The sequence below is a fragment of the Streptomyces sp. NPDC088915 genome, from assembly GCF_044749825.1.
GTDB lineage: Bacteria > Actinomycetota > Actinomycetes > Streptomycetales > Streptomycetaceae > Streptomyces.
The window spans coordinates 200,206-218,438 of record NZ_JBIVIR010000014.1 but is presented as its reverse complement, the minus strand read 5'-3'; the positions used below and the strand labels follow the sequence as shown (position 1 = coordinate 218,438).

Here is an 18,233-nt window from a genome sequence, read left to right as displayed (position 1 = left end):
GTGCGATCACCGATGGCCCTGGCTGATGTGTCTCAAGGCGGAACCGTGAACCTGGACGACTTCTCCGATCTGATCGAGCGCCCCGACGGGGGGATACGGCGTGACGCCGAGGAGCGCCGGGAGCGGCTCGTGGTGCCGCCGGGGGCGCTCGGGCGGCTCGACGAGGTGGGCGAGTGGCTGTCCGCCGCGCAGGCCTCGGTCACGGTGCGGGCGATCGGGCAGCCGAAGGTCGTCCTGTTCGCGGGCGACCACGGGGTGGCCTCGCTGGACGTGTCGGGGCGCCGGGCCGGCACCGCGCACGAGCTGGTGCGGGCGGTCCTGGACGGGGTGAGCCCGGTGGCCGTGCTCGCCCGGTCGATGGACGTGCCGGTGCGGGTCGTGGACGCCGGTCTGGACTGCGACCCGGAGCTGCTGCCCGCCGAGGTCGTGCGGCACCGGATCCGGCGCGGCAGCGGCCGGATCGACGTGGAGAACGCGCTGACGTCCGAGGAGGCCACGGCCGCGCTCCGGCTCGGCGTGGCGATCGCGGACGAGGAGGCGGACTCGGGCACCGACCTGGTGGTGCTCGGGGACCTGAGCGTCGGCGGCACGACCCCGGCGTCCACCCTGATCGCGGCCCTGTGCGGGACGGACGCCTCGGTGGTGACCGGCCGGGGCGGCGCCGGGATCGACGACCTGGCGTGGATGCGCAAGTGCGCGGCGGTCCGGGACGCGCTGCGGCGGGCCCGGCCGGTCCTCGGCGACCAGTCGGCGCTGCTCACGGCGGTCGGCGGCGCGGACCTGGCGGCCATGACCGGTTTCCTGCTCCAGGCGTCGGTGCGGCGGATGCCGGTGATCCTGGACGGCGTGGTCGGGGCGGCCTGCGCGCTCGTGGCGCAGCGGGCGGCGTTCCGGGCGCCGGACTGGTGGCTGGCGGGCCAGGTGAGCGGCGAGCCGGCGCAGTCGAAGGCGCTGGACCGGATGGCGCTCAACCCCTTGCTCGACCACGGCGTCCATGTGGGTGAGGGAACCGGGGCACTGCTCGCGCTTCCCCTGGTCCAGGCCGCGGCGGCGCTCGCCGCGGAGCTGCCCGAGCGTCCGGATCCGACCACTCCGGACGACGGCGGCGACACCCCGGGGGTTCCCGGGGCCTGACGGGGAGCACGGCGGATTCAGATCGTCTCCGGGGCGGCCGTACGCGACGCGCGTGCGGCCGCCTCCGGCGTCGCCGCACGGCAAGCGGCGCCCCATATGATCGCTTTTCATGGGAGAGGTCCGTTTGTCCGCCGAAGGAACGCCCCGGGGCACCACCGCCCGTTCGCGGCGCAGCGCCGCGTTCGCCGTCTGGTACCTGCGCGTCGTCACGTTCATCAATTTCCTGGGTGCCGTCTGGGTCTCGTTCGGACAGGACCTGCGCCGGCACAACGAGGACGACTACTTCACCCCGTACCTGCTCACGGCCGGTTTCGCCTCGGGGGTCCTCACCCTCTTCCTGGCGATCACCATGCGCCGCCGCAAGCGGGCGGCGTGGATCCTCAACCTGGTGCTCGGCGGGCTCTTCCTGCTGCTCTTCGCCCTGGTGATGCTCTTCCCGGAGATCCGGCAGCACGCCCAGAACTGGGTCTCGCTGGTCCTGACCGCCGCGTTCGTGCTCGCGCTGCTGCTCGGCCGCAAGGAGTTCTACGCGAAGGGCGACCGCTCCAACCCGCTGCTCGCCGCGGCCGTGGCGGTCGGCGGACTGCTCGTCACCTCGCTGCTCGCCGCCGTCCTGGTGACCGTCACCAACACCTCCTCCGGCCACTCCACCTTCCTGGACCGCTGGCGCTACGGCCTGATGCGCCTGGTCACGCTGGCCTCCGACGACTCGCGCTTCACCGGGATCGACACCCCCGGCTGGGTGGACGTCACCATCAACGTCCTGTCCACGCTGCTGCTGTTCGCGGTGCTCTTCGCCGCCTTCCGCTCCCGCCGGGCCGTCGACCCGCTGACCGAGGAGGACGAGAGGCGGCTGCGGACCCTGCTCGACAAGTACGGGGACCGCGACTCGCTCGGCTACTTCGCGCTGCGCCGCGAGAAGAGCGTGGTGTGGTCGCCGAGCGAGAAGGCGGCCGTCGCCTACCGGGTGGTCGGCGGGGTCTCGCTGGCCTCCGGCGATCCGATCGGGGACCCCGAGGCCTGGCCGGGCGCCATCGAACCCTGGCTGGCCGAGGCGCGCGAGCACGGCTGGATCCCGGCGGTGATGGGCGCGAGCGAGGAGGCCGGGGTGATCTACGCCCGGCACGGCCTGGACGCCCTGGAGCTGGGCGACGAGGCCATCGTGGAGACCGGCGAGTTCACCCTCGACGGGCGGGCCATGCGGACGGTCCGGCAGGCCTTCAACCGGGTCAAGCGGGCCGGGTACGAGGTCCGGATCCGGCGCCACGAGGACGTCCCCGCCGAGGAGATGGCCGCGCTGGTGCGCAAGGCGGACGACTGGCGGGACGGGGCGACCGAGCGCGGCTTCTCGATGGCGCTCGGCCGGCTCGGCGACCCCGGGGACGGCCGCTGCGTGATGCTGGAGTGCACCGACGGACAGGGCGAGCTGCGGGCCCTGCTCTCCTTCGTGCCGTGGGGGCCGCGGGGCCTCTCGCTCGACCTGATGCGCCGCGACCGGGAGGCCGAGAACGGCCTGATGGAGTTCATGGTCATCGAACTCCTCCAGCGCGCCGGGGAGATCGGGATCACTCAGGTCTCGCTGAACTTCGCGATGTTCCGCTCCGTCTTCGAACGCGGCTCGAAGCTCGGGGCGGGGCCGGTGCTGCGGATGTGGCGTTCGCTGCTCAGCTTCTTCTCCCGGTGGTGGCAGATCGAGTCGCTGTACCGCGCCAACGCCAAGTACCGACCGATCTGGGAGCCCCGATTCATGCTCTTCGAGAAGAGCGCCGACCTGTTGCGCATCGGCCTGGCCGCCGGGCGGGCCGAAGGGTTCCTGGAGGCCCCGGGGCTGCCGAAGTGGCTGCACCGCAGGCACCTGGAGGGCGGGCGTTGAGCGGGTCCTCCCGGGGAGGCGGGGGAGGCCGGGGAGCCGGCGTCCGGCGGTTCGCCCGCCGCGAGTGGGGGCCGCTGTTCTCCACCGTGCGGACGGCGCTCGTCACGAAGAGGTGGCGGGCGATACCGATGACGCTGGCGGCGGTCTGCCTCACGGCCCTGTTCCAGCTCGTGCAGAACCAGGACTGGGGTTACGGGCCGGTCCACGACATCGGCTTCGTCCGGGCCCAGGACCCGCTCTGGCTCGCGCTGCTCCGCACCCCCCTCTCGCTCTTCGTGCCCGCGCTCGACCTGCCCGTCTGGGGCGCCCTCGCGCAGGTGCTGCTCGTGTTCGGGATCGCCGAGATCTGCCTCGGCCGGTGGCGGACGCTCGCCGTCGCCTATCTGGCGACGCTGGCCGGCACGCTCTACGCGCGCGTGGGCATCGCGATCGGCCCGGACAGCCCCTTCGGCCTGTCGGCCTCCGACGCGCTGGTGGTCGACACCGGCCCGTCGGCGGCCGTCGTGGGCCTCGCCGTCTACGTCTGCTGGCGTCACCGCGCCCGCTGGACCGGCGGCCTGGTCGTCCTCGCGATGGTCGTGGAGGTCGTGGTCAAGCCGAACCTGGCGGGCAAGGAGCACCTGGCGGCCATCGCCGCCGTCCTCGTCCTGATCGCGGTCCTGGCCCGGCGCGAGCGGCGTCAGGGCGGGGCCGAGCCGGGCCCCGAGACGCGCTCCTGGAAGCCGCCGATCAGGTCCTGAAAGCGGCGGCGGACCTTGGTCCAGCGCCGGTCGTGGCGGTACGTGCGGAGCCGGGAGCGGGCCCTGGCCCGGTGGCGGCGGCGGTAGAGGCGCTTGGACCACCAGGAGCCGGGGCGGGCGAGCCGGACCGCGCCGACGATCGCCACGAAGGGCACGAAGACCCCCATCACGGCCATCCGGAACTTCCCCTTCACCAGACTGACCAGGATGAAGAGGAAGTTGAGCACGATCGTGACGATGAAGGTCGCCCGGTCCTGGCGCTCGTCCTCGGACACGTCGTTCACGCCGAGCGGCGAGAAGCCGCTCAGGGCGAGCATGACCAGGGCCGCGGTGAGCACGACCACCTCGACGCTCTTGCGGCCGTCCTCGCTCCAGTACACGTCGTCGAGGTGGAGGATCAGCGCGAACTCGTCCAGGACGAGGCCCGCGCCGATCCCGAAGACGACGGCGAAGACGGCCGCGCCGACGCCGTGCCGGCCGCTGCCCACCGCGCCGAAGCCGCCGACCACGGAGAGGACCACGCCGGGCACGACGTGATGGATGTGGAGCCCGCCCGAGGAGACGTTCCCGAACGGGCCCTTCCCCGCCCTGATGAGGCGGGTGACGGTCCGGGTGACCAGGAACGTCACGACAAATGAGGTCAGGGCGAGGAGCAGCGGGAGCTTCCCCGGTTCGAGGATGTTCCGCGAGAACCAGTGACCCATGCCACCCCCTTCCGAAATGCGCGTTATGCGCAATCTACCGTCCGGAACCGACGATTACCCTGCCCGGATGGACGGCCTGCGTTTCGCCTTCGGCACCCTCACGGTGTTCCCCGCCCGCATCACCCGCTGGGACCGGGACGCGGCGCGCGCCGGCATGCTCTGCGCCCCGCTCGCCGGGCTGACCGTCGGCCTGGCCTCCGCCGCGCTCGGCACGGCCTTCCTGCTGCTCGGCTCGGGTCCGCTGCTCGCGGCCGTCGTCACCGCCGCCGTCCCCGCCGTCCTCACCCGGGGCCTCCACCTCGACGGCCTCGCGGACACCGCCGACGGCCTCGGCAGCGCCAAGCCGGCCGAGGACGCGCTGCGCATCATGAAGCAGTCGGACATCGGCCCGTTCGGCGTGATCGCCGTGGTCCTCGTCCTGTTCGCTCAGGTCGCCGCGCTCTTCCACCTGTACGGGGAGGGCTGGGCGCACGGCGCCGCCGCCGCCGTCCTCGCCGCCGCCGCCGCCCGCCTCGCCCTCACCCACGCCTCCCGCCACGGCGTCCCGGCGGCCCGCCCCGAGGGGCTCGGCGCGATCGTCGCCGCGACGGTCCCGGTCCGCTCCGCGACCCTGGTGACGGCCGCCTTCCTGGTCCTGGCCGCCGGGGCGGGCCTGCTGCTCTCGCCGTACGACGCGGTCCGCAACGTCCTGGCGGCCGGCGCCGCCCTGGGCGCGGCGGCGCTGCTGCTCCGCCGGTGCGTGCGCCGCTTCGGCGGGGTGACGGGCGACGTGTTCGGCGCGGTGGAGGAGGCGGCGGCGACGGCGGCCCTGATGGCGCTGACGCTGGGCTGACCGGGCCGAGGCGGGGGCCGCGGGGCTCAGCAGGCCTCGCGCCAGACCCCGAGCTCGTACTTCTTGAGCATGGAGCTGAGGCCGAGCCTGCGGGACCGCGGGCAGAACCGGTCCGTCGTCAGCTCGTACTCGACGTGGAAGACCGCCTTCCCGGCCCGCACGAACGGGGTGAGCCGGTCGCACTCCTCGTACTCGGCGCACTGCTCGTTGACCGCGAAGTCGAATTCCGGGAGGAGTTCGGGGATCTGGTCGAGGTCGTTCTTGAGGCCGACCGCGAGGCCGCGCTCGTGGGCGAGGCGGGCGATCAGGCGGTTGTAGCGGAGCTGGTCGGCGGCGGTGAGGGGGAAGCCGGTGCGGTTCTTGTAGCCGTCCATGTTGTCGGGCTCGACGGCGTCGAAGCCCTTGTCGCGGCACATGTCGAGACGCTCGGCCATCAGGGGGCCGAGGACGTCGGTGCGGCGGACGTCGAGCCAGCGCTCGCCCTTCCAGCCGTTGCCCCCGCCGAGCACCGCCTTGGGGAAGCGGTCGGCGTCGGGGCGGAAGTCCTCCCAGGCGCCGGTGGACAGGTAGCAGATCACCTTGCGGCCCCGGGCGTGCAGGTCCTTCACGGCGGACGCCGGATGGTCGAAGCCGTCGATGTCGTACACGGGGACGTCGACCGTCGGGTCGAGCCGGCCGCTGAGCTGCCACTGCCAGGCGAGGCCCGGCTTCGGCCGCCAGCGCTCCTCCGCCCGCTTGGCGTCGGGGGCGGGGTCGGGAGCCGTCGTCGTGCAGGCGGTCGCGAGGAGCAGCAGCCCCGCGAGCAGGAACGGCAGTCGTCTCATCGGGCGGGCTCCGGGAGGTGCGGGAGGGTGCCCCAGGGGTGCGCGCCCGCGCCGGGCACCGCGCAGTGCACCGGGGTGGCGGGGCGGAACCCGGCGGGGGCGGCGTAGACCAGGTGGCAGTAGTGGGCGGCGACCGGCAGGTCGAGGGTGCGGTAGGTGTCCCAGGGGCCCTCGAAGGTGACGAGCAGGTCGGCCTGGGCCTCGTAGCCGGGGTCGGGGTGGGCCCCGTGGTTGAAGACCAGGGTCGCGGCCCCGGCGGCCCGGGCGGCGACCGCGATCCGGCGGTAGTGGGCGAGGGCGCCGGGCGCGGTCGCCACCTGGTCCAGGAAGGCGCCGTCGGTGGCGTACCAGTCGCGGTGGCGCAGGAGTTCGCCGACGACCTCGGCGTGCGGGCGGCGCCCGTAGGCCGTGTCCACGTAGCCGAGGACCCGGACGCCGGCCGCGCGCAGCCGCCCGGCGGCGTCGGCGAACGCCGGGTCGGGGACCGGGCCCGCGCCGCTCGCCGGATTGAGGACGACGCCGTACAGGGAGGGCGCCGCGCCGACGAGCGCCGCCCAGGCGCCGGGGCGTTCGGCCGGGTGCTCGTAGAACGGCACCAGGAGGGACGGGGTCGTCATCGCGTTCCTTAGGGGGTGTCTTGTCGATCATGCCGGGCTCGCGGCGTCCGGCCCGGCCGACAAGACACCCCTAGGGCCTGTCCGACCCTGATCCGCCGGACAGGCCCTAGCGGTGGGCGGTCGGTCGTACCAGCAGAACACAGGTGAGGACGGCGAGCGCGGCCGCCGCTCCCCCGGTCGCCGCCGGGCCCGCCGCGGGCAGCGCGGTCTGCGCGGCCGCCGCGAGCAGGCAGACGGTGGCGGCGGCGAGCACCGCGCCGAAGGCCTGGAGCAGCAGTCCGAGCCAGAGCGCGGTCCCGACGAGGAGCAGGGCGAGCAGGTCCGGGGGCGTCGGCCGGGGCGCCCCCGGCCAGAGCAGGGTCACGGCGAGGAGGAGGGCGGTGAGGACGGTGAGGTAGCCACCGACGCAGAGGACCAGGGTGCCGGTGACCGCCCGCCGGAACTCGCGGGCGGTGGTGAGGGTCCGCAGCCGGGTCAGGCTCTCGCCCCGGAAGCGGTGCAGCAGCCATTCGGCGGGCCCCATGGAGAGGGTGAGCGCGACGACGGCCCCCGCGCCGCTCACCGGGGTGGCGCCGGTGCCCGCGTGCAGGACGAGCAGACCGCTGCCGAGGCCGAAGAGGCCGTACGGGAGCGAGGCCGCGCGCGGGGGTCCGCCGCGTCCCGCCGCCGCCCGCCGGAGGCCCGGCCGGAGCGCGAGCGCGGCCAGGACGCCGGTCGCGGCGAGGGAGGCGAGGAGGAGGCCGATCCGCAGGGGGTCGGGCAGGTCCCAGCGGAAGGCGGGGACGGCTCCGGCGAGCGGCACCAGGGCGCCGAGCAGGGCCTTTTCGCGGCCGAGGACCAGGAGGACGGTCGCGGCGGCGAGGTAGAGGGCCTGGCCCGCGGCGAAGACGGCGGCCGGGGTCTCGCCGGGCGCGGCGACGGCGAGGGCGACGCCCGTCCCGGCGAGGGCGCCCGGGGGCGCGCCGACGAGCAGGGCGCGGGCGGCGGCGGACCGGTCGCCCAGGCCGAGCCAGGTGTACGCGCGGTGGGACAGGGCCTGGTTCCAGACCCAGCCGGTGACGGCCCCGGCGAGCAGCGGGACCGTGCCGCCGGGCAGCCCGAACCGGCCGTGCTCCCCCGCGAGCAGCGGGGCGGCCAGGACGTACGCGAGTCCGGGCAGCGCGAAGACGAGTCCGCGCAGGAGGCAGTGCGCGAGGCCGTCGAACCGGGTCCCGGCGGGCGGCGTCTGCGGCGCGGGGTGGCGCCGGGCCACGCGCGCGTAGAGGTCCTCGGCGAGGGCGAAGGAGTCGGTGCGGCCGTAGGCGAGCCGGATGTGGTCGTCGGTCATGCCGTCGGACTCCAGGAGCGCGGCCACCTCGTCGGGGTGCACGGCGGCGGCGACGAACCCGTCGAGCCGCTCGGCGAGCGCGTCGAGGGGGTCGGGGGCGAGGTCCGGGTCCGGGGCGCTCTCCGCGCCCGGGTCCTTCGACACGTGCGGGGTCTTCGGCGCCTCCTCCCGGCGGGGCCTCGGGATCGCCGGGAGGGTGGCCCCCTCCTTCGGGGGTTTCAGCCAGAGGGAGCCGCTCATGCCGGGGTGCCTCCCGCCACGAGGTCCGCCGGGGGGCGGTGGAGGGCGGGGAGCCGGACCGTCCAGAGCTTCGGGTCGGGGCGGGGGGACGGGTCCGCGCCCGCGAGTTCGCGGTAGATCCGGCGGAAGCCGTCCACCGAGCGGTTCAGGGTGAAGCGGTCGACGACCCGCTGCCGGGCCAGGCGGCCGAGTTCGGCGCGGCGGGCGCCGTCGCGCAGGAGGGCGGAGAGGGCGGCGGCCATGACGGCCGGTTCGCGGGGCGGGACGACGAGTCCGGTGTCGCCGACGGCCTCCCGCACCCCTCCGACGTCCGTGGAGACGGTGGCGCGGCCGCAGGACATGGCCTCGATGAGGGAGAAGGGGAAGCCCTCGCTGATGGAGGAGAGCACGACCACGCTGCCGGCCGCGTAGGCCGAGGGCACGTCGGAGACGCGGCCCTCGAAGGAGACGCCGTCGGTGACGCCCAGTTCGGCGGCGAGCTTCTCCAGGCGGGTCCGGTAGTCCTCGTTCCCGGCGGGCACGGGGCCGAACAACCGCAGTCGCAGCGCGGGGAGTTCGGCGCGGCAGATCGCGTACGCCCGGATCAGGGTCTCCAGGTCCTTGATGGGGTCGACGCGTCCGCACCAGCTGAGGGTGGGGACGGCGGGCTCGGGGCCGGCCTCGGGGAAGAGGGCCGGGTCGACACCGTTGTAGATGGTGCGGATGCGGTCGGCGGGGGCGCCGCCGCGCTCCTCCCAGCGCCGGTTGTACTGGTTGCAGGGGGTGATGAGGTCGGCCTTGCGGTAGCCGAGGGTGTTGAGCTCGCGGTAGAAGGCGAGCATCAGGGCCTTGACGGGCCAGGGCTGGGTGTCGGTGCGGTAGCCGAGGTACCGCTCGCGGAGGTAGATGCCGTGTTCGGTCAGCAGGAAGGGGACCCCTTCGAAGTGCTGCGCGGCGAGGGCCGGCAGCGTGGCGAGGCCGCTGGAGACGGCGTGCGCCACACCGCCGGTGGATATCCGGGCGGCGAGCGGGCGCAGGGCGTGTTCGAGCAGGTCGGTGGCGGTGAGGGCGTCGTGGACGGTGGGCCGGGCCGCGCGCGTCGGCAGGTGCGGCATGCTCCACGTCCACATCAGGGAGCGCAGGGCGGCCTCGGAGCGGAGTGCGGCGGTCAGCCGTCCCCGCCGGGCGAGCGCCGCCAGTTCGTACAGGCTCGTGCCGAAGTCGTAGCCGGTCCCCGGGTCGAGCAGGGAGAGCAGGAGCCGTTCGTACGTGTCGAGGAAGCGGCGGCGCTCCCCTCCCCGGGGGGCCCGGCGCGCGCGGACGGGCGCCGGGCCCCAGAGGGGGAACGCGGTGTGCCGGACGACGTTGGACGGCAGGTCCCAGGTGACGGGCTCCCGTCCGCTGCCGGTGAGGGCGAGGACGTCGAAGTCCACCTCGGGCATGCCCCGGACGAGTTGGTCGCACCAGGTGCTGACCCCGCCGTGGACGTGCGGATAGGTGCCTTCGGTGAGCATGGTGACGTGACGGCCACTGCTCGGCATGTGCGGTTCCCCCCGGAACGTGCTGGGTCAGGTGGTCGGGATCGTGAGGGTGACGGCGCTCTGGAGCAGTTCGGGCGAGGTCCAGGCGGAGCGGGTGCCGGCGTAGGCCGTGCCGAAGGCGGTGGTGCCGAGGAGCAGCTTCTTGCGGGTGCCCTCGGGGGCGGTCACGGGCGCGGTGACGCCGGAGGGGGCCTTGACGGTGACGGTGGTGCCGATCCGGTAGGCGGTGACCTTTCCGGCGGCGAGGGCCTGGTCCCAGGCGGCGCGGCGGGTCAGCTCGGTGCCGACGTCCCGCTGGGCCGGGTTCACCAGCGGCGCGGAGGGCGCGAACAGGCCCCGGTAGTCGGCCAGTACGCGGTCGAGGACGGGGTAGAGGAGCCGCTCCTCGGCCAGGTTGGACTGGTGCACGTAGTGCGGGCGCGGGTCGTTGCCGAGGACGTGGGAGAGCGCGGTGCGCGCCTCCTGCGGGACGATGTGGTCGGCGTAGCCGGTGGCGACGGGCAGCGGGGCGGGCAGGCAGGTGGAGGCCGGGTTGGACTCGCAGACGCCGCTGCCGCCGTCGGCGCGGGCGGTGTAGACCCAGTTGTACTCGTCGGCCATCTCGGCGGCGGTGCCCACGTTGTAGTACACGTTCATGGGGTGCCGGGGGACGGTCTTCGCGGCGCCGGTCGCGGTCCCGACCGCGCGCTGCTGCGGCTCGCGGGAGTTGTCGCTCGCGGTCCACTTCACGCCGTTGTCGGCGAGGGCGCCGGCGAGGTTCGGGTTGTCGACGGGCTGCTGGGGCAGGGTCTTCAGGCCGGAGTGCTCGCCGGTGACGAGTTCGGAGCGGTCGACCGCGATGCCCTTGCGGACGGCCCAGTCGTGGTTGTCGCGGATCTGCGCGGACAGTTCGGCGCGGCTCACCCAGAGGGTGGCGCCCCTGGCGTCCTCGGCGCACCGCCAGGGCACGACGGTGGTGTCCTGGACGCAGCCGAGGAAGGGGTGGGTGTAGGTGTGGTTGATCCAGCGGTACTGGGCGCGGTCGGCGACGAGCCGGTCGGTGAGCGGGTCGGCGCCGCCGTGCTCGGTCTTCCACTGCTCGCCCTGGCCGCCGTTGTAGACCATGTCGAGGGTGAAGCCGGAGGCCTTCTGCCAGGCGGCGGCGTACTGGGCGTCCGCGACGGTCATGCGGATCGGGTTCGCGCCCTCGCCGTCGTCGCCGGCGCAGTCGAAGTCGCCGGGGGTGCAGTCGCGCGCGGAGTCCCAGCGGGCGTCGGGGGCGAAGACGTCGTCGACGTGGACGGAGAGGTAGTTGCGGCTCCGGCCGAGGTGGATCCCCTGGGTGAGCCACTCGACGATGCCGCGGGCGAGGGCCCGGAACTGCCGCTGGTACTGGTTGTAGGCGAAGGTGACGACGAGCTCGCGGCGCCCGTCGGCGGCGTACTCGCCGACGAGGCTGGCCCGGCCGCCGCCCGCGCCGTCGACGGGCACGTCGAGGTAGCTGGTGTAGCCGGCGCGGGGGCGGCCCGCGTAGCCGTAGCTCTCGGAGACCGCCGGGTCGTTGTCCTCGAAGGTGAGCGATCCGGCCAGGTAGCCGAAGGGGCCGGCCTTGCCCGCGGCGGTGACGGAGGTGGTGACCCCGTCCAGGACGCCGGAGCGGCCGCCCTCGGTGGTGTAGTCGAGGCCGACGCCCGGGTGCGACCAGGTGTAGGCGTCGACCTGCGGGATCCCGAAGGTCCGCTCGTACGCCTGGAGGGCGGTCTGCTCGGCGGAGTCGGGGCCGAAGGCGGTCTCGTGGGGCAGGACGACGCCCTGGTACCTGGCGCGGGGCCGCCCGTCGACTGTGTCACTGAGGAAGGCCTGGTTCACGACCGGCCGGTTCGGGTCGTTCAGGTCGATCCGGCGGTACGGGACGCCGGAGCCCTTCAGCTCGGCGGTGATCGCCCCGACCGCGCTGCCGCCGTCGTCGACGACGAGGACGGTGAGGTCGATCCGGGGCGCCGGGGCGGTGGCGGCCTGCGCGGACGGTACGGCGGTGGCGACGAGCGCGGCGGCGGCGAGGGCCGCGAGCCGGACCGTGCGGGGCGCGGTGCGGGCGGTGCGGGGCGAGGCGTGGGCGCCCGGGGCGGTGCGGGACGCGTTTCCTGGCATACGGATTCGGCCGGAGTCCATCGGTGGTTTCCCCCCTCTGCAGGACCGCGCCGGGCCGGGACGGGACCGGGCGAACCTGTGGAGATGTTGCAGATGGCGCGAAGGCGAGGGTGTCGCCCTTGCGTGAATGAGGTGAGTGTGAAGGGAGCTGCCCGATCCTGGCCGGTAAACATGAAAGAGACACCACGGATGAGTGAATCAACGCCGCCGTGAGCGAACCGGGTGAGCGAGCGTAGGCTCGTTCCCGGCGCTCTCCGGGCCGAAATACGATGCGGCGGGCACGGTCGGCCCATCCCTCGACCGCCACAGAACTCAATGGAAGCGAGAATTCACCACCGTGACTGCTCTCACTCTCAGCACTGCCGGCGCGGCGACGCTGCGCGCCGACGCCCTCGTGGTCGGCGTCGCCAAGTCCGGGAAGGAGCTGATCGTCGCTCCGGGCGCCGAGGCCGTGGACAAGGCCTTCGAAGGCCGGCTCGCCGCCGTCCTGGAGACCCTGGGCGCCTCGGGTGCCGAGGGTGAGGCGACCAAGCTGCCCGCCCCCGCCGGTCTCAAGGCCCCCGTCGTCCTGGCCGTGGGCCTGGGCGGTGCCCCCGCGGACGGCGAGGCGTTCGGCACGGAGACCCTGCGCCGCGCCGCCGGCACCGCCGCCCGCGCCCTCTTCGGCACGAAGAAGGCCGCGTTCGCCCTGCCGGTCGCCGAGGCCGAGGCCGTCTCCGCCGTCGCGGAGGGCGCCCTGCTCGGCGCGTACGCCTTCACCGCGTACCAGGAGGTCGGCAAGGACGCGAAGGGGCCGCTCGCCGAGGTCGCCCTGCTCGGCGCCAAGCCGCGCGACAAGGCCCACAAGGCGGCCGCCGAGCGCGCCCAGGCCGTCGCGGAGGAGATCAACCGCGCCCGCGACCTGATCAACACCCCGCCGAACGACCTGACCCCGGCCGCCTTCGCCGCCGCGGTGCAGACCGCCGGCAAGGAGCACGGCCTCAAGGTCCAGGTCCTCGACGAGAAGGCGCTCGCCAAGGGCGGCTACGGCGGCATCCTCGGCGTCGGCGCCGGCTCGGAGAACCCGCCGCGCCTGGTCCGCGTCGCCTACACCCACCCGAAGGCGGAGAAGACCCTCGCCCTGGTCGGCAAGGGCATCACCTACGACTCGGGCGGCATCTCCCTGAAGCCGGCCGGCCACAACGAGACGATGAAGTGCGACATGAGCGGCGCCGCCGCCGTGTTCTCCACCGTCGTCGCCGCGGCCCGCCTCGGCCTGGAGGCCAACGTCACCGGCTGGCTGGCGCTCGCCGAGAACATGCCGTCCGGCTCCGCCACCCGCCCGGGCGACGTGCTGCGCATGTACAGCGGCAAGACGGTCGAGGTCCTGAACACCGACGCCGAGGGCCGTCTCGTCCTGGCCGACGCGCTGACCCGCGCCTCCGAGGAGAACCCGGACGCGATCGTCGACGTGGCGACCCTGACCGGCGCGATGATGATGGCGCTCGGCAGCCGCACCTTCGGCATCATGGCCAACGACGACGAGTTCCGCTCCACGATCCACGAGATCGCGGAGGAGGTCGGCGAGGCGTCCTGGCCGATGCCGCTCCCGGCGGACCTGCGCAAGGGCATGGACTCCCCCACCGCCGACATCGCGAACATGGGCGAGCGGATGGGCGGCGGCCTGGTCGCCGGCCTCTTCCTCCAGGAGTTCGTGGGCGAGGGCATCGCCTGGGCCCACCTGGACATCGCGGGCCCGGCCTTCCACGAGGGCGCCCCGTACGGCTACACCCCCAAGGGCGGTACCGGCTCCTCGGTCCGCACCCTGGTGCGCCTGGCCGAGCGGGCCGCCGAGGGCGAGCTCTGAGCACCGTGTGACCCCGCGTGACGGGACGGCCCCGGGCTGCGTGCCCGGGGCCGTCCCGTCGCGTTCCCGCCCGCCCGGAACCCTCCGTACGGTCGATCGGCCGTCTCGGAGAACGGCCCCGCGTCCCGCCGTCCGCCAACAAGTGCGAAGATGGGTTCTCGGCAGGACAGGGCCCCCATCACAGGGCCGAAAATATAGCGGCCGAACACCAGCCGCCGCCCGGTCATGGACGACCGGCGACGAGCGCACATGCATGGAGGACGTGACGTGGCGAACGACGCCAGCACCGTTTTCGACCTAGTGATCCTCGGCGGCGGTAGCGGCGGTTACGCCGCGGCGCTGCGCGGAGCGCAGCTGGGCCTGGACGTCGCACTGATCGAGAAGAACAAGCTCGGCGGCACCTGCCTGCACAACGGCTGCATCCCGACGAAGGCCCTGCTCCACGCCGGCGAGGTCGCCGACCAGGCGCGCGAGGCGGAGCAGTTCGGTGTCAAGGCCTCCTTCGAGGGCATCGACATCAAGGGCGTGCACAAGTACAAGGACGACGTGATCGCGGGCCTCTACAAGGGTCTGCAGGGTCTCGTCGCCTCCCGCAAGGTGACCTACATCGAGGGCACGGGTCACCTCTCCTCCCCGACCTCCGTCGACGTGGACGGCCGCCGCGTCCAGGGACGCCACGTCCTCCTCGCCACGGGCTCCGTGCCGAAGTCGCTGCCGGGCCTGGAGATCGACGGCAACCGGATCATCACCTCGGACCACGCGCTGACCCTGGACCGGGTCCCGGAGTCCGCGATCATCCTGGGCGGCGGCGTCATCGGCGTCGAGTTCGCCTCGGCGTGGAAGTCCTTCGGCACCGACGTCACCGTCATCGAGGGCATGAAGCACCTGGTGCCGGTCGAGGACGAGAACAGCTCGAAGCTTCTTGAGCGCGCGTTCCGCAAGCGCGGCATCAAGTTCAACCTCGGCACCTTCTTCCAGTCCGCCGAGTACACCGACAACGGCGTGAAGGTCACCCTGGCCGACGGCAAGACCTTCGAGGCCGAGGTCCTCCTGGTCGCCATCGGCCGCGGCCCGGTCTCCGCCGGTCTGGGCTACGAGGAGCAGGGCGTCGCGATGGACCGCGGCTACGTCCTGGTCGACGAGTACATGCGCACCAACGTGGAGACGATCTCGGCCGTGGGCGACCTCGTCCCGACCCTCCAGCTCGCGCACGTCGGCTTCGCCGAGGGCATCCTCGTCGCCGAGCGCCTGGCCGGTCTGAAGACCGTCCCGATCGACTACGACGGCGTGCCGCGGGTGACGTACTGCCACCCCGAGGTCGCCTCCGTCGGCATCACCGAGGCCAAGGCCAAGGAGATCTACGGCGCGGACAAGGTCGTGGCCCTGAAGTACAACCTCGCGGGCAACGGCAAGAGCAAGATCCTGAAGACCGCGGGCGAGATCAAGCTCGTCCAGGTCAAGGACGGTGCCGTGGTCGGCGTCCACATGGTCGGTGACCGCATGGGCGAGCAGGTCGGCGAAGCGCAGCTGATCTACAACTGGGAGGCGCTGCCGGCCGAGGTCGCGCAGCTCATCCACGCCCACCCGACGCAGAACGAGGCGCTCGGCGAGGCCCACCTGGCCCTGGCCGGCAAGCCGCTGCACTCCCACGACTGACGCTCACGTCATCACAGGGCGCGACGACCACTTTCCGCAATTCGTTAGGAGCAACTGAAACCATGTCGGTTTCCGTAACCCTGCCGGCGCTCGGCGAGAGCGTCACCGAGGGCACCGTCACCCGCTGGCTCAAGGCCGAGGGCGAGCGCGTCGAGGCCGACGAGCCGCTGCTCGAGGTCTCGACCGACAAGGTCGACACCGAGATCCCCGCCCCCGCCTCGGGCATCCTGGCCTCCATCAAGGTCGCCGAGGACGAGACGGTCGAGGTCGGCGCCGAGCTGGCCATCATCGACGACGGCTCCGGCGACTCCGCCGAGGCCAAGGCCCCGGCCGCCGAGTCCGCTCCGGCGCAGGAGGCCCCGGCTCCGGAGGCCCCGCAGGCCGAGCCGTCCACCGAGACCGAGCAGCCCGCCCCGGCCCCGACGGCCGAGGCCGCCTCCGGTGGCGGTTCCGCCGAGGGCACCGACGTCGTGCTGCCCGCCCTGGGCGAGTCCGTCACCGAGGGCACCGTGACCCGCTGGCTGAAGTCGGTCGGCGAGACCGTCGAGGCCGACGAGCCGCTGCTGGAGGTCTCCACGGACAAGGTCGACACCGAGATCCCGGCCCCGGCCTCCGGTGTCCTCCTGGAGATCGTCGTCAACGAGGACGAGACCGCCGAGGTCGGCGCCAAGCTGGCCGTCATCGGCGCCGCGGGCTCGGCTCCGGCCGCCGCCCCGGCGCAGGAGGCCCCGGCTCCCGAGGCCGCTCCGGCCCCGAAGCAGGAGGAGGCCCCCGCGGCTCCGGCCGCCCCGGCGCCCGCCTCGGCCGCTCCGGCCCAGGCCCCGGCTCCGGCCGCCCAGGCCCCGGCTCCGGCTCCGGCTCCGGCCGCCCAGGCTCCGGCTCCGGCCGCTCCGGCCCAGGCCGCGCCGTCCCTCGCCCCGGCCGTGGTCACCCCGGTCCCGTCCACCCCGGCCCCCGCGGCTCCCGCTGCGTCGTCTGCCTCGTCTGAGGATGGCGCGTACGTGACCCCGCTGGTCCGCAAGCTCGCCACCGAGAACGGTGTCGACCTGGGCTCCGTCCAGGGCTCCGGCGTCGGCGGCCGCATCCGCAAGCAGGACGTCCTCGCGGCCGCCGAGGCCAAGAAGGCCGCCCAGGCTCCGGCCGCCGCCCCGGCCGCCGCCGCCGCGCCGAAGGCCCCCGCGCCGGAGACCTCTCCGCTGCGCGGCCAGACCGTCAAGATGACCCGCATGCGCAAGGTCATCGGCGACAACATGATGAAGGCGCTGCACGGCCAGGCCCAGCTGACCTCGGTCGTCGAGGTCGACATCACCAAGCTGATGAAGCTGCGCGCCCGCGCCAAGGACGCCTTCGCCGCCCGTGAGGGCGTCAAGCTCTCCCCGATGCCGTTCTTCGTGAAGGCGGCGGCCCAGGCGCTGAAGGCCCACCCGGTCATCAACGCCCGGATCAACGAGGACGAGGGCACGATCACCTACTTCGACACCGAGAACATCGGTATCGCGGTGGACTCCGAGAAGGGTCTGATGACCCCGGTCATCAAGGGTGCGGGCGACCTCAACATCGCCGGCATCTCGAAGAAGACCGCGGAGCTGGCCGGCGCTGTGCGCGCCAGCAAGATCACGCCGGACGACCTGGCCGGCGCGACCTTCACCATCTCCAACACCGGTTCGCGCGGCGCGCTGTTCGACACGATCATCGTGCCCCCGAACCAGGTCGCCATCCTGGGCATCGGCGCCACCGTGCGCCGTCCGGTCGTGATCGACCACCCGGACCTGGGCGAGACGATCGCGATCCGCGACATGACGTACGTCGCGCTGTCCTACGACCACCGTCTGGTGGACGGCGCCGACGCCGCCCGCTACCTGACGGCCGTCAAGGCGATCCTGGAGGCCGGCGAGTTCGAGGTCGACCTCGGCCTGTAGTCGCGTGCGGGCGGGCTCCGGCCCGACCGCAACGTAACGAGCCTCACCTGCGGCGCCCCCGTCCGGAAGTGTTTCCGGACGGGGGCGCCGCCGTATTGTCTAAGGGTCAACACTCCCCGAGGAGCCCTTCATGACCGTCCCCGTCGTCCACTCGCTGCGCGAACAGATCCGCGAGCACATCGTGGAGGGGATCGTCAGCGGCCGCTGGAAGCCGGGCGAGCGGATCGTGGAGCGCCGGATCGCGACCGAGCTGGAGGTCAGCCAGACCCCGGTCCGCGAGGCGCTGCGCGAGCTGGAGTCGCTGCGGCTGATCGAGTCGGCGCCCAACAAGGGCGTCCGGGTCCGCAACCTCACCGCGGCCGACCTGGAGGAGAGCTACCCCGTACGGGCCGGTCTGGAGCAGATCGCGGCCGAGCTGGCGGCCGGACGCCTCTCGGCGGACTGCTCGGCCCTGGAGCCGCACGTGGCGGCCCTGTACGAGGCGGACGCGGCCTCGGACGGGACGGCGCAGGTGCGGCACACGGTGGCCTTCCACCGGGAGCTGGTGAAGGCCGCGGGGAACGCCGTGCTGCTGCACACCTGGGAGACGCTCGGCATCGAGGTCTTCACGGCGCTCTCGATCCGCTGGCTGGGCACGGTCCAGAAGTCGTACGCGGAGGAGCACCAGGACCTGGTGGAGGCCTTCCGGCGGGGCGACCCGAACATCGGCGCCCTGGTGAAGGCGCACGTCCTGGGCTGCGCACCGCGCGCCTGACGCCGCCTCCCTCCCTCTGAGCGGGTCCCTTCGGGGGCCCGCTTCTTCGTGCCCGTACACCCCCTCGTCCGTGCCCGCACACCCGCTCGTCCGTGCCCGCACGCCCGCTCATCCGTG

The 18,233-nt window shown here is 73.6% G+C and carries 14 protein-coding genes; 8 read left to right on the top strand and 6 right to left on the bottom strand.

The window, feature by feature from the left end; translation table 11 throughout:
• Positions 1–45 precede the first annotated feature (45 nt).
• From cobT to ACIP5O_RS25120, 3 genes are all read left to right on the top strand, one after another.
• A complete protein-coding gene (cobT, locus tag ACIP5O_RS25130; protein ID WP_401296883.1) occupies positions 46–1,134 on the top strand; it encodes a nicotinate-nucleotide--dimethylbenzimidazole phosphoribosyltransferase in 1,089 nt (362 codons plus the stop codon).
• A gap of 109 nt (positions 1,135–1,243) precedes the next feature.
• Complete coding sequence (locus tag ACIP5O_RS25125) at positions 1,244–3,007, top strand: phosphatidylglycerol lysyltransferase domain-containing protein (RefSeq protein WP_401296881.1); 1,764 nt, start codon at positions 1,244–1,246, stop codon at positions 3,005–3,007.
• The gene (locus ACIP5O_RS25120; protein ID WP_401296879.1) at positions 3,004–3,747 is read left to right on the top strand and encodes a hypothetical protein; all 744 of its coding nucleotides are present in this window, start codon (positions 3,004–3,006) and stop codon (positions 3,745–3,747) included. Before ACIP5O_RS25125 ends, ACIP5O_RS25120 begins: the two co-directional genes overlap by 4 nt.
• Here the strand turns inward: ACIP5O_RS25120 and ACIP5O_RS25115 are convergent.
• Positions 3,687–4,451: a hypothetical protein gene (locus tag ACIP5O_RS25115; protein ID WP_401296877.1), complete on the bottom strand. Its 765-nt coding sequence runs from the start codon at positions 4,449–4,451 to the stop codon at positions 3,687–3,689. The genes ACIP5O_RS25120 and ACIP5O_RS25115 overlap by 61 nt on opposite strands.
• A gap of 25 nt (positions 4,452–4,476) precedes the next feature.
• On the opposite strand from ACIP5O_RS25115, the gene ACIP5O_RS25110 reads away from it, so the two are divergent.
• The gene (locus ACIP5O_RS25110) at positions 4,477–5,283 is read left to right on the top strand and encodes an adenosylcobinamide-GDP ribazoletransferase (RefSeq protein WP_401296875.1); all 807 of its coding nucleotides are present in this window, start codon (positions 4,477–4,479) and stop codon (positions 5,281–5,283) included.
• 26 nt (positions 5,284–5,309) lie between these two features.
• Here ACIP5O_RS25110 and ACIP5O_RS25105 read toward each other — a convergent pair whose 3' ends face one another.
• The 5 genes from ACIP5O_RS25105 to ACIP5O_RS25085 form a co-directional block, all read right to left on the bottom strand.
• On the bottom strand, positions 5,310–6,107 hold the full coding sequence (locus tag ACIP5O_RS25105) for an endo alpha-1,4 polygalactosaminidase (RefSeq protein WP_401296873.1): 798 nt from the start codon (positions 6,105–6,107) through the stop codon (positions 5,310–5,312).
• Positions 6,104–6,724 carry a spherulation-specific family 4 protein gene (locus tag ACIP5O_RS25100; protein ID WP_401296871.1) on the bottom strand — a complete coding sequence of 207 codons (621 nt, stop codon included), beginning with the start codon at positions 6,722–6,724 and terminating at the stop codon, positions 6,104–6,106. Before ACIP5O_RS25100 ends, ACIP5O_RS25105 begins: the two co-directional genes overlap by 4 nt.
• A gap of 106 nt (positions 6,725–6,830) precedes the next feature.
• Positions 6,831–8,291, bottom strand: coding sequence for a hypothetical protein (locus ACIP5O_RS25095; protein ID WP_401296869.1), 1,461 nt, complete (start codon positions 8,289–8,291; stop codon positions 6,831–6,833).
• Positions 8,288–9,811: a GT4 family glycosyltransferase PelF gene (gene pelF, locus ACIP5O_RS25090; RefSeq protein ID WP_401296867.1), complete on the bottom strand. Its 1,524-nt coding sequence runs from the start codon at positions 9,809–9,811 to the stop codon at positions 8,288–8,290. Before pelF ends, ACIP5O_RS25095 begins: the two co-directional genes overlap by 4 nt.
• A 27-nt stretch (positions 9,812–9,838) precedes the next feature.
• Positions 9,839–11,962 carry a hypothetical protein gene (locus ACIP5O_RS25085; protein WP_401296865.1) on the bottom strand — a complete coding sequence of 708 codons (2,124 nt, stop codon included), beginning with the start codon at positions 11,960–11,962 and terminating at the stop codon, positions 9,839–9,841.
• Between the two features lie 316 nt (positions 11,963–12,278).
• Here ACIP5O_RS25085 and ACIP5O_RS25080 point away from each other — a divergent pair, with 316 nt between their 5' ends.
• From ACIP5O_RS25080 to ACIP5O_RS25065, 4 genes are all read left to right on the top strand, one after another.
• Entirely contained in the window at positions 12,279–13,787 is a 1,509-nt protein-coding gene (locus ACIP5O_RS25080; RefSeq protein ID WP_401296864.1) for a leucyl aminopeptidase, read from the top strand.
• Between the two features lie 267 nt (positions 13,788–14,054).
• Positions 14,055–15,443 carry a dihydrolipoyl dehydrogenase gene (gene lpdA, locus ACIP5O_RS25075; protein WP_401296862.1) on the top strand — a complete coding sequence of 463 codons (1,389 nt, stop codon included), beginning with the start codon at positions 14,055–14,057 and terminating at the stop codon, positions 15,441–15,443.
• Between the two features lie 62 nt (positions 15,444–15,505).
• Positions 15,506–17,362, top strand: coding sequence for a 2-oxoglutarate dehydrogenase, E2 component, dihydrolipoamide succinyltransferase (sucB, locus tag ACIP5O_RS25070; RefSeq protein ID WP_401296860.1), 1,857 nt, complete (start codon positions 15,506–15,508; stop codon positions 17,360–17,362).
• Positions 17,363–17,492: 130 nt separating this feature from the next.
• Positions 17,493–18,116, top strand: a complete 624-nt coding sequence (locus ACIP5O_RS25065) for a GntR family transcriptional regulator (RefSeq protein WP_125667234.1) — start codon at positions 17,493–17,495, stop codon at positions 18,114–18,116.
• Positions 18,117–18,233 lie beyond the last annotated feature (117 nt).